The organism is Phyllobacterium sp. UNC302MFCol5.2, assembly GCF_000686005.1.
Lineage (GTDB): Bacteria > Pseudomonadota > Alphaproteobacteria > Rhizobiales > Rhizobiaceae > Phyllobacterium > Phyllobacterium pellucidum.
In genome coordinates this window covers 137,326-148,846 of sequence record NZ_JMLL01000011.1, presented here as the reverse complement: position 1 = coordinate 148,846, position 11,521 = coordinate 137,326, and the positions used below count along the sequence as shown (strand labels likewise).

Here is an 11,521-nt window from a genome sequence, read left to right as displayed (position 1 = left end):
CCGCAGCCCTTCGAGTGATGGCACCCATTCAACGCTCACGCCCACAGCGCGGATGTTTACCGGAAGTTCCTATCAATACGAGTAACTTCATGGTGGTCTAACTAGCTTGCGGCGCAGCCTTGCTACAGAACTGCCCTGTACACAAAGGTACACTTTCCAGCACATAGCTTCTTGCGCGTATTCTTTGCGTACAGTAATACCGTGTTCAGTGTTGTCTAAAAGGAAAGTGTACGGAAGTGGCGATTGTCGGCTATGCGCGCGTGTCCAGCGTCGGGCAGGATCATGCGGGACAGGTGGAACGGCTAAAAGCTGCCGGCGCCACCAAAATCTTTCAGGAAAAGCGCTCAGGCGTCGATCGCGAGCGCGACGAGCTGAAAAAGTGCCTGGACTATGTGCGGGAGGGCGACACGCTCCTGGTAACGAAACTCGATCGCTTGGCGCGCTCGGCCATTGATCTGCTCAACATCGTTCGGGAAATGCAGGGCAAGGGCGTCGCCTTCAAGGCGCTTGACCAAAGCCTTGACATGACGACGCCGGCCGGCAAGCTTCAGCTCCAGGTTCTTGCGGCCGTTGCCGAGTTTGAGACCGCCATCCGGCGCGAGCGGCAAATGGAAGGCATCGCACGGGCCAAGGCCGAGGGGCGGACAGGCGGCCGGCCGAAATCGGTTACGGACGCCATCGCCAGCGACATACAGGCGCGCCGGACGGCCGGCGAAAGCTTTCGCTCGATCGCGAAGAGCGTCGGTTTCAGCGTGGCCACGGTGCAGAATGTTTTAAAGAGCGAAGCTTCCGCCGTCGATAATGCGGGGTAGGGCTGCGGGCACAGTCCGGCTAGAAACCGCGCGGTCATTTGTGCGGTAACTGCATTATGAGATAGAGGGGGTGGGCAAGAAGCTGGCTATGCCCAGCGGGCCATCAGCGACACCAGTCCTTGACCCGCTCGCCCTTGTTGTTAACAAAGGCGATGTAGGGCTGCGGGCTGGTCGAATGGAACACGGCGACGAAATGGCCATAGCGCGTCTTGCCCTTGGCCAGATATGAGCCAGCACCGTTCTTCGCCCAATTGCCGTCAAAGCTATAGGTGTTGGGACCAACGACGATTTTGCCATTGGTGATCAGCGATACATTGTAAGTCTTGCCAGAGGTGGCAGATTGGCAGGTCATCGTCCAATCGCTGCGATCCGGCACGTAGGATGGCCTGGGCAGTACAGGCACGATAGCTGCAGTGGTAGTCGGCGGGCGCATTGCCACCTCTTTCCGCGTATCGCTGATGAACTCGGAGAAACCTGCCACTTCATCGCTGTTAAGCCACGCCATCTGATCGCCGGGAGTGGTGACCATCTTGGCAATGACGCTGTCAGGCATGCCATAAAGTTTGGCAAGCCGCGCCATTTCAATTGTCGTTGCCTTGGCTGATTCACCCTCGTAGGGCGTGACTTCATCGCCTTCCGGGGCTTCTTGATAGGAAGACGCCGAGTGTACGCCGATACGCGCGCCTGCCATATGGTAGCGCTTCGCTCCTGCGGCCCACACCAGCGGGCACATTGAGTTGCAGCGATCACCACTCGCTACGGCAGTTTTAAGGCCGAGCAGATGCACCGCATAGGCCAGCTTTACCCCAGCGCCGACATTGCCACCTGGCGAGTTGAGCAGCAGCGATTGAATGGCGTTGCCCGCCTCATTGGCGGCGGTAACAGCTGCAATCAGTCGCACGTTATCGCCTTCGACGATCTCGCCATCCATGAGCAATATTTTATCTGAGATAGAAGTAAAGGTTGCAGCATGGCTGGTGCTGGCCAATGCTGCGGCGGCGAAGGCCGCTACAATGCGTTTCATTTTTTGGCGCCCCTTTTATTTTTCTATTTCTTGGCAGATGCCATTATTTCCGTGACGTGGTGGTGACTGACGGTCGGGAGAGAAGCAGCAAGGCAACGTTCATACCCGATGTCATCAAGTTTGCCGGATCCCAACGACCATTTTGGATTCCCTATTCGCAGGCAACGCTGTCGCCATCGCGGTCAAGCTTACGGGAATAGCCCGGCTCGTCGACGCGGATCGGTGTGCCGCCAGCGGCCCGAGCAGCGGCGCAATTCGGGTAATGAACAGTCGCGTCCGATTCTGTCTTCGGTTTTTCGTGCGCCGCCGCCATCTGTTCGACCAGCATATGTCGAGGCAGTTCGGCCTGCGGACCGCACCAGACCTTCAGCCGCGCCGCCCTGGCCCCGCTGCCCTTTTCATAGCGCAGTGCGTGGCCTTCGCGCATCAGCACCTCGCCGACATTGACGCTGCCAGCGAAGACGTGAGCCAGCGTGCGCCCGAAGCGGTCGACGCCCGTTGCGTTATAAGTTACGTCAGCAGCGCCGCGCACTAGCTGCCCCAGCCGTTCCTTGGCCTTGAGGCCGAGAACCAGTTCGTTCTCGCAGCGCGACCGGAAGGTTTCCGGCGTGTCAATCTCAGCGATGCGGATGGTCTTGCTGTCGATCTTCAGCGTGTCACCGTCAATGATGACGACGTGGCTGCGGGCGCTGGCCGTGCTATTGGCGGCTAGTGTGACCGCTAGCGCCAATGCAGTGATGATCCGGCGCATCATTCGGCCGCCACCATCTGAACGACATTGCCATTCGTCATATCGGCGATACGCTGCGGAATACCGCGGAATATTAAAAGCTGGACTCGAGATGGGGTCCGACGCTTCTATTCCTGGGATGTTCCTCGCCTGCAGATATCTTATAATTTCTTCGGGCCGGCATTGAAAACGATACCGCAGCCCTTGCGGCGAGACATCGATTCGATAGCCTGCATCTCGCCCTTAAGCCGGGAGACTTCGGCCGCCTGTGCGCCGTCGCCCTTTATGAAGAACAAAGCTGGCCAGAACACAACCAATGCGACACCCGTAGCGACGGCATCGCCGGTTGCTTTTTGGTTCTGCATACCGGCAGCTGCAGCGGCCCGAGACGAGATTTCAGTCGCCTCCGAGGCCAGTTGCTTGCACGACAGTGATTGATAGCTAAGCGCTGAAGTGTACGCCGGCGCTAAGCTGTCAGCGCGTGACGCACAACCCCCGAGGACGGCGCACGCCGACAACGCAACAATGAATTTCTCCATTTGGTATTTGCTCCTGCCCAAAACGGGCCTTTGTTCGTCATTTTAAGCAAGCGTCGGTTCGACGGGCCTGCTCATGCGGGCACTGCTATCACTCAACCTAAGCCGTTGCTTGCTCCTGGCTGCCAATTTCTTGCGATCAGACGCGTCTCTGTCCTATGGGAGGATACTGATTTGCGATTCGGCAAGAGCCCCTTGGGGTCTCTTGCCACCGGTGTGTTGATCGCGATCGGTTTGGCTACCTGACTTGTTCGATCTAGGTCCTGAGGATCAATCACCGCACTGACGATCGCACGCGTAACCGTCATGGTCACGGTCAAGCTTTGACATGCCGTTCTTGAGATCGGATTGCGCCTGCTCGCAGGTGACGGTATTGCCGTTGTCCGGTCCGACGTCATGCGTGCAGGTGTAGCCGAAAGCCTGACCTGATAGGAGGAATGCGAATGCGATGGACGCGATAGGGGTTTTCACTTTTTTTGCCTTTCGTTCTGGCGCAAAGAAATTTACAGCGACAACACGGCCGGCTGCTGAATTTGCGCCAAGGTTGGGGTCCAGCACCTGTTGAGTGCGGGATTTTCCTATCAATTCGAGAACAATCCTGCTTGCGTTTGAATGCCAAAGTCTTGGGGTAAGACGCCAATCAGATCTCAGCTTGCTGCCGATCGCAATGCTCCCAGAAGTTGCGCTGAGCTGCCAAAGCGCTCATACTGCGGTTAGATCGCATGCGCATGATTTTCGGTTAGCTAGCTTTTGTATAACGCTGGAGAACGATGGGATGCCAACGTCAATAGGCTTGGCTGTTCACTTGGCGGTTTCAGAGCTTCAACGCCGCGGCATTGACTCAACTCCCCTTCTTGTGCGCTCCGGTTTGTCAGAGGCTGCGCTTGCCAGCCACAAACGGGTCAAGGTCAGAGCGGCGATCGAGTTTCTGGAGCGCGTTGCGCTTGCTCTTGACGACGACTGGCTCGGGCTTACGCTTGCAGCGGATTTCGACCTGCGCGAACTCGGCATGCTTTACTATGTGGCGGCGTCATCGGAGCGATTTGGCGACGCACTCAAGCGCCTCGATCGGTATGAGCGCATTGCCAATGAAGCGCTGGACCTGAGGATCGTCCAGGGTCTGGGCGGTCGCGTCGGACTTTTTTACAATGGAGTGCCTCGCCATGTCGATCGGCATCTGATGGAGTCTTTTGCGGTCACGATCGTTCGGCTTTGCCGGCAGCTTGTCGGAAAGAGGGTCGTGCCGCTTTCGGCACGATTCATGCACCATCGCGCGGACGGGCGAAAAATCCAGCAGTTTCTCGGATGCGAGGTCAGCTTCGACGCGGATGGCGACGAGATACGTTTCGACGCGAGCGTCATGGACTTGCCTGTGCTGGGCTATGACCCGTATCTCAGCGATCTGATGGTAAAGAGTTGCGAGGATGCACTTGTGCGACACGCACCCGGAATCAGTCCGTTCCGGACCGACGTCGAGAACGCCATTACGCCGCTTCTGCCGCACGGTAAAGCGCAGGCAAAGACGGTGGCCGAGAAGCTAAACCTCAGCGAGAGGACGTTCGCGCGGCGGCTGGCGGCCGAGGGATTGAGCTTTGGAGAAATCCTCGACCGGATGCGACGCGATCTCGCCATAAGCTATCTGGAACAAAAGCTGCGCGCATCGGACATCACGTGGCGGCTTGGCTTCCAACAGCCCAGCGCCTTTACCCACGCGTGCCGACGCTGGACCGGCAAGAGCCCTTCGGCATTTCGCAGTCGTCCGTGGCCAGCGTGAGGCTTGCCGAGTCGGTATGATGTGGAGCCGGCCATCGCCTGACTGGCTTTCAACAACCAAACAACTTCAACCAGGGCGCTTGTTGTTTATTGAGAGAGCCCGCCAGATACTGCGAATTGAACATCCACTGGCGCGAACATGTCGGTCATTTCTGCTAGTTCGATACTTAGTTTGCGCACCCAGGGTGTCAACCGCGTCGTTCGCCCATCCTATGGCCAGCGAGCGGCGATCAGTTCGTTTTCGCGACAGCGGAGACGGCGAACTGAGACTAACGCAGGTTTTGCCAATTCCAGACATCCGCGAGCATGCTCGTGAAGATCCAATCGGTCTGTGTAAATGAAACTTGCTTAAAAGCGCACGGTCATCACCGGCGACGAAATGCACCCCGATTTCTACGCCTACATCGCCGTTGCCCACATCATGCGCGACAAGTGTTGTGGAGGCTGTTAAGAAAGCCAACATTTTCATGGAGGCGGCCCCTGGGCCCGATGGGACAGCCAGATCCCAAGCGGGGGAAGGCTTTGCGCAAAGGCCTAGAAGAAATCGCTTTCGAGCGTTTGTTTTTAATCAGAGTGTTGGGAGGCCTCGACCGGGATCGAAACTGGGAATCATCCTTGGTTTGGAGCAAGGATCGTGACAGGCGAGGAAAATCGTCCTCGAATTGAAGTCAATTGGCGTTTCAATCGCGATGGACGACTTCGGCACGGGATATTCATCGCTGTCGACACTCCAAACCTTCCCCATCGACAAAATCAAAATCGACAGGACGTTCATCCGTAACATCACGACTTCGGCACAGTCGCAAGCGATCCTAAAGTCTACCATCGCCCTCGGGCGCGCGCTCAACATCGATGTCCTGGCCGAAGGTGTCGAGACAGCGGCCGATCTCGATTTCCTGAAAAAGGAGGGATGCAACCAAGCCCAAGGTTTTCTATTCGGGAAACCCACGAGTCCGGGAATGCTTGAGCTCAAAAAAGCGTCGACGGAGGCACACGAACCCCTATTTGAAGATGGTAGAGGACGACTTGTAGAGCATCTTCTTTTGAGACAGCAAACAACTTGATCACAAATCGTAATACTGGCGGAATGCATCTTTGGGGGAGGGCCTCAGTGCTTATTGCGTAGCGTACCTGACGCGTCTTAAGTTCGACCTCCCGCCTTGCCATTCCTCGTTGCTGCTGCGGCCGACGGGCTGTGCAGCCGCCATGGTTAGGGAAAAGCTGCTCACGGCTTCGCCCCCGCAGCCCAAACACAACCGCGGGAGCGAGTACCGCCAGCAGAGGATGATGTTCAAAATAGCTGATTTGTTTCGAATATGGGAGTGACGCCATACTTGAACATCACATACTCAACTTTCGGGAATCAGGGTGGACTGCCAGGACTGGTGTAAAAATCCCTCCAGCCCGATTGCCTGACCCACGCTGGTATATGACAGCGGATAATTCCGACAGTAGCCAAGATAGTGTGATATAGACGGGTAAAGGGGCTATTACTTGTTGGAGGACAAGGAATGAGCGTTGCTATGAACCGTTCGCCGGTGAATGAGGAGGCAACCCTTCCCACCGAAGCTGAGGTTCTCGCACAACTTGAACGCATTCAATCTAGTCCGGAGTTTCATGCGCCCGAGCGGGCGCGCAGATTCCTGAATTATGTTGTTAAAGAGGTGATCGCGGGCCGTGCCAACTGGATCAAGGCCTATTCGGTCGCCCTTGAAGTCTTCGGACGCGACTCATCGTTTGAAGCGCAAGCGGACCCCGTAGTCCGCATCCAGGCAAGTCTCATCAGGCGTGGCCTTGAATATTATTACCTGGTAGCGGGTCAGGATGATCCAATTATCATCACCATGCCGAAGGGCGGTTACGTGCCCATCTTCTCGAAAAGGTGTACAATAACATCTGCCGTCGAAGTCCGCCCGCTAGCGGGCTTATCCAAAGAGTTTCTTTTGACGCACGAACCGCCTCGCAAGTTGGGAAATCTTGCGGCCATCGCTTTCATCGGTCTAGCACTGTCAGCCAGCGGCTACCTGATCCGCTCTCATGCAAACTTTTCCGGCAAGACTGCTGTCGCGATCAGGGGAACAGGACCTCATATTCCTCGATTACTCGTTAAACCGTTCAGTGACCTTTCGGGTACACAGGGCTCGGCAAATATGGCGAAGGGACTAACTGAGGAAGTCCTCACTCAACTTTCGAAATTCAAGGAAATCATCGTCGTGGATGGTGTTGCATCCAGCACTGTCATCGATCCGTACCCAACCGTTGTGCTGGAAGCAGCTGTCCGCATCGAGGACGAGAGGCTTCGGCTAAGCACCCGTCTCGTCAACCGTGCCGATGGTTCCATTTTTTGGACGAAAAGCTACGAAAACGATATCCAACCCCATGGCCTGTTTCAGCTTCAGGAGGACATCGCTCGTTCGATGGCTACGGCGCTGGCGCAACCCTACGGTGTTATTTTTCAAAGCGATGAGGGCGGCCTCGCACAGTCGCCGCCGGATGATATTCAGGCCTATACCTGCTCTTTGGCCTATTGTGGCCACACCAAGTAATATAATGAAATTCGCCTACCCCTCGTTAGCTTGATTCGTTCATGCTTCTTGGGTGGGTCCCACTTTCGCGCTTGCCAGCACTGAGACCGCAATTGAGCTGCAAGCTACCCGATTGCTGTGTGGCTCGATCCCTTAGTGAGGTCTGCCAGTGTACTAGAGAAGGTGCGCCGCGATGAAGCGACGGCCTCTGCAGAGTTTTGATCATGAGATACCATTCCTGACATCTAAGAAGTTCCGTGGGATAATCGCCGCCGCCGATCCCTCCCGGGTAATTATGCGCCACTTACTTCTCGGGATCAGTCAAAAGCTTGCACCAATGCTTGTTATCACTTGGTGATCCGAAAGACAGGGCGTAGTATGGTGGGTAGAAAAGGCGTTCAATCCTTTTCTATATTGCCCAAAACAAGCCCGCTGGTGCAGACCTCGCGGCAGCGGGCCTTTGGAAAAAACGAAATCTTTTTGCCGAGCGTATAACGTCTGTCGTGGTGATCGCGAATGATGTCGAGCTTGCATGGGCCGTCGGCCACACTAGGGCTGGGCATTTCGATCGTTACTTGCTCCCGAACCCTTTTGGGAAAGGATACTAAAATGCTTAGATTGAAACCACTTTTTACCGCATCGATAATTGCGATCTCTCTCGTGAGTTCGTCAGGATTGTCGTGGGCGACCGAGCAATCGCAGCAACGCCAGCAAGCCCGCGACACCAAACAGCAAGCCCGTCCGGCTGCACGGCAAGCCAAACAGGATTGTCGCGCCGCCGACCAGAAAAGCAATGCGGCCTGCCGCCAGGACAAGCGCTCCACTAAGCAGGACGCACGGCAGACGGGTCGAGCCATCAAATATTGAGTCGAAAAAACCCCGCCGCTGGGGTTTCAGCACAACGACGGGTAGGGGTTTACCAATCGGGACGGGTATGGACACGATTGGCACCTTATCATGAGGCAAAAAGTGGCTCCCAGCAATTAGGGTTTTCCCTAGATTGTCTGGTGAAAGGTGTGGTCGAACCAACGTTGGACCGTAATTAACGCGATCGCCGCCCTGCTTCTATGAACTCAGCCTTATCCTCTAACCCTGCCTATTCGTTATCGGAAGGCATGACGAATGATTCACGACCGCAGAGCAACCCAACGCTCGTTGGTTCAATGCGTAGGTGCTGAAGTAGGCCGGGCCGTTGATGAAGATCGCTAGCAAGTCTGGAGAAATAGACTACCACGTCACATAACAATTAAGCCTGCACAAAGGGGAATATCATGCGAAACGTCCTGACACTCATCGCAGCTACGGCGATAACGCTGTCGTCTGTGATAGCGGCTAATTCACAAAGCCCAAATCCCCTCCCGAAGGCCAGCGATGTGCTGGTCCGATATGGAAAGGACATAGAGGGCTGGACCATATATACAAATCAAACCCGCGGAGATTGCTTGATCGTTCGCGACTTCGGTCAGGGTTCGGTGCAGATGGGTGTTACCCCAAATCAAAAGGAGATCGGGTATCTCGGCGTGTTCACAAAGGCTGATATCGGCCTCAAGAACGGGAACAAGACCGACATCTTCGTCGCCCTCGACCGCAATCTATATAGAGGTGTAGCCACCAGCACCAACGGCGAACTCAAGGGCGGACTTTCTGGCGGCTACATTTTGACCGATGACCCGAAGTTCAAGCGCGACGTAGCAAAGAAATATGAAATGACCGTTTTTCCGGAAACCAAGGGGACGTTCGTCGTCGACCTAAAGGGGACTTTCAAGGCAATGGCAGCGGGAAAAAAGTGCCTCAAGCATTGACCACGCGCTCGTAACGAGCACTGGCGCAAAAGACCCGGCTGTTGAGGTTCAAGCACATCGACGGGTTAGGGCTACCAAAAGGTCGATGCGATTTGTCCGCAGCGCTGCCTCACGCCACGAGTACAACCCCAGATCATCACGATTAGACATGCTATTTTGCGGTCGATCGAGACTGCGTTCCTGTCGGCCAAAGCAACGTTGTCATGAAGATTGCATAGGCGATGGCCACCAGTATGTATGTGACCCGGGTGGAAAAGGAGTCGGCAGCAGACCCCGGAAGCGGTGACACTCCTGTTCCGAATACGAGGAGGAAGATCGTTAAGGCGCCGGCGTAAAGTTTAGCGGCAGGAGAATGCATGGCCGCTCGACCGCCAAATATCAGGCCCGCCATCAGCACCAGCAGAAAGAGGAAAATGTGGGATGGGTGTACCTGAAGCAGCCCGAATGCGAGAGATCCTGCTATGCCGCCAGTAATATTGGTTATCACGATACCCAAGGCCGCGCGCGTGCTAGCAGCGACGTCGAATTGTGACAGTAGTGAGACGACAGTTATCGGTATGACAATCGCCGTGGCCAACCCTTCACGTGTCAGACAAGCAATTACCGCGATCAGGAGTATGATGGTGTTGGCGGCAGCGTAGCGCTCCGCTTGCGGATACGTTGTTTTCGTCGCGGCCTGAACAGGGGGGCTACATCTATCTGGGATCAAGGCATGAGCCATCCACATCAAGAGCATTCCGCTCACCACACCCTGAACCAGTATCATAAGTATGGTGTCGCCGAGATCTTCGTTCAGAATTGTGAGAAGCGGCACCATGACAGCAATGACCAGGACAAGAAAGATTGTGGGTCCGCCCTTGCCGCTGGCCTGTTGGTGGAAACACCCAAAGTAAATCAGCCCGAGCAGCAGCAACAAGACCGGCGGCCGGTCGCCAGTCAGTATAGTTACGAATTGCAGAAGTGCGCCGACGACAAGAATCAGAACTGTGACTGCCAACGCCTTTTGCACGGGCAGAGGGCGGGAGCTGGAGATTAGAAACTGCGCCGCAAACAATGGCCCGAGGAATGGGATGATGGCCCCCGAATACACCGACCAGGAAAATCCCACGGCAACTGCGAGCGCTATCCGCAGGCCCTTGCGCTTTACATTGTTTCTGTCCCCTGCATTATGTGAAAGATAGGTTTCAGCTGACATAAGTAAGTACCGACAGAATGCGTATCCAGATGCTGCCTAGCGCATTGGTGACCGGATGGTCTCCGGTGTAGATGACAACATTCGCCTGCGAACCGTATCGCACGCCCTTAGGCCGCCCGTCGTCGAGAACTAGGCGGATCGGAAAGCTCTGCGGAGTTCTCACCCATCCAGTGTCTGTGGAAATCTTCGGCAGACCCGTCGCTGGGTCGACACTTCCCTGAGCCACCCCCATCCCGATGCCTTCTACGGTGGCGGCGAAAATCTGGCCCGGGAGGACATCGAAAAGTACTTCCGCACGGTCGCCAGCGCCAACCATCTCGAGGCTGTTTTCCTTGAACGCTGCGGTGATCCAAATCGTGCCAGTATCGATGAAAGTCATTGCACTCTCTCCGGCGCTTAGCATGCCCCCAACAGAAAGCTGAAGATTGGTTACAACGCCTTCGGCCGGCGCTGAAACCGTCGTATGCAGCAGATCGAGCTGGGCTTTTTCAAGCGCCGCAAGCGACTCTTTTAATTGCGGATTGTCCTTTCCCGCCGGTCCAAGCTCCTCCCGAGCCCGCACCAGATCGGCTTCGGCTGCAGCCACGCCTGCGTCTGCCCTATCCAGCGCAGCCGCGGCCTCATCGTACTTTGCCTGCGCGTAGATACCGCGCCTGACAAGTTCCATGGCGCGGGTAGCTTGATCCTGGACATTGACCCGGATGGCCTTTGTCTCAACTAACTTAGCCTGGGCGACATCGACGGCCGCTGTCGACGCGCCGATCGTCTGACCGACCCCTGCAAGGCGTGCCTCTGCTTCCGCCACGGCAAGCCGGTACTGTTCGGGGTCTAGGCGAAACAGCATCTGGTCGGGCCCCACGGCGCTGTTGTCAGTCACGCTTACTTCGATGACCCGCCCGGTAACCTCAGGCGCTACGCCGACGACATATGCACTGACGGTCGCTTGCGAGGAAGAAGGAGTGCGCCGCTCCATGAAAACCGTCACCATGAAGAGAAGCAAAGCCACCAAGAGCACGGAAATGGCGGCCGTGCGCTGCGGGTTTTTCTCCTTCACACGTGTACCAGCTGTCCTTCGAGTATCATCATGCGGGCCCGTTGCATCCGACGCCATGACATTTCCCCCC

Annotated in this window: 11 protein-coding genes and 1 pseudogene; 6 read left to right on the top strand and 6 right to left on the bottom strand. The window is 56.0% G+C overall.

Features of this window, described 5'->3' with window-relative positions:
* Positions 1-236 precede the first annotated feature (236 nt).
* On the top strand, positions 237-812 hold the full coding sequence (locus BR48_RS0111995; RefSeq protein WP_027231513.1) for a recombinase family protein: 576 nt from the start codon (positions 237-239) through the stop codon (positions 810-812).
* Positions 813-915: 103 nt separating this feature from the next.
* Here the strand turns inward: BR48_RS0111995 and BR48_RS0111990 are convergent, their stop codons facing one another.
* The 4 genes from BR48_RS0111990 to BR48_RS0111975 form a co-directional block, all read right to left on the bottom strand.
* A complete protein-coding gene (locus tag BR48_RS0111990; protein WP_027231512.1) occupies positions 916-1,836 on the bottom strand; it encodes an ATP-dependent Clp protease proteolytic subunit in 921 nt (306 codons plus the stop codon).
* Positions 1,837-1,987: 151 nt separating this feature from the next.
* Positions 1,988-2,590, bottom strand: a complete 603-nt coding sequence (locus BR48_RS25500) for a thermonuclease family protein (protein ID WP_027231511.1) — start codon at positions 2,588-2,590, stop codon at positions 1,988-1,990.
* 137 nt (positions 2,591-2,727) lie between these two features.
* Complete coding sequence (locus BR48_RS0111980) at positions 2,728-3,105, bottom strand: hypothetical protein (RefSeq protein WP_027231510.1); 378 nt, start codon at positions 3,103-3,105, stop codon at positions 2,728-2,730.
* Positions 3,106-3,372: 267 nt separating this feature from the next.
* On the bottom strand, positions 3,373-3,573 hold the full coding sequence (locus BR48_RS0111975; RefSeq protein WP_155810867.1) for a hypothetical protein: 201 nt from the start codon (positions 3,571-3,573) through the stop codon (positions 3,373-3,375).
* 304 nt (positions 3,574-3,877) lie between these two features.
* Here BR48_RS0111975 and BR48_RS24450 point away from each other — a divergent pair, with 304 nt between their 5' ends.
* The 5 genes and pseudogenes from BR48_RS24450 (at position 3,878) to BR48_RS0111940 (ending at position 9,202) form a co-directional block, all read left to right on the top strand.
* Positions 3,878-4,876 carry an AraC family transcriptional regulator gene (locus BR48_RS24450; RefSeq protein WP_051614905.1) on the top strand — a complete coding sequence of 333 codons (999 nt, stop codon included), beginning with the start codon at positions 3,878-3,880 and terminating at the stop codon, positions 4,874-4,876.
* Between the two features lie 652 nt (positions 4,877-5,528).
* Positions 5,529-5,822: pseudogene (locus BR48_RS0111965) on the top strand (EAL domain-containing protein); the annotation flags it as partial.
* A gap of 564 nt (positions 5,823-6,386) precedes the next feature.
* Positions 6,387-7,421 carry a hypothetical protein gene (locus tag BR48_RS24445; protein WP_051614904.1) on the top strand — a complete coding sequence of 345 codons (1,035 nt, stop codon included), beginning with the start codon at positions 6,387-6,389 and terminating at the stop codon, positions 7,419-7,421.
* 495 nt (positions 7,422-7,916) lie between these two features.
* The gene (locus tag BR48_RS0111945) at positions 7,917-8,267 is read left to right on the top strand and encodes a hypothetical protein (RefSeq protein ID WP_245273451.1); all 351 of its coding nucleotides are present in this window, start codon (positions 7,917-7,919) and stop codon (positions 8,265-8,267) included.
* 575 nt (positions 8,268-8,842) lie between these two features.
* Positions 8,843-9,202: a hypothetical protein gene (locus tag BR48_RS0111940; RefSeq protein WP_245273443.1), complete on the top strand. Its 360-nt coding sequence runs from the start codon at positions 8,843-8,845 to the stop codon at positions 9,200-9,202.
* Between the two features lie 151 nt (positions 9,203-9,353).
* Here BR48_RS0111940 and BR48_RS0111935 read toward each other — a convergent pair whose 3' ends face one another.
* Together BR48_RS0111935 and BR48_RS0111930 are read right to left on the bottom strand one after the other, a co-directional pair.
* Positions 9,354-10,397: a DUF2955 domain-containing protein gene (locus tag BR48_RS0111935; RefSeq protein WP_027231504.1), complete on the bottom strand. Its 1,044-nt coding sequence runs from the start codon at positions 10,395-10,397 to the stop codon at positions 9,354-9,356.
* The gene (locus BR48_RS0111930) at positions 10,387-11,508 is read right to left on the bottom strand and encodes an HlyD family secretion protein (RefSeq protein ID WP_027231503.1); all 1,122 of its coding nucleotides are present in this window, start codon (positions 11,506-11,508) and stop codon (positions 10,387-10,389) included. Before BR48_RS0111930 ends, BR48_RS0111935 begins: the two co-directional genes overlap by 11 nt.
* Positions 11,509-11,521 lie beyond the last annotated feature (13 nt).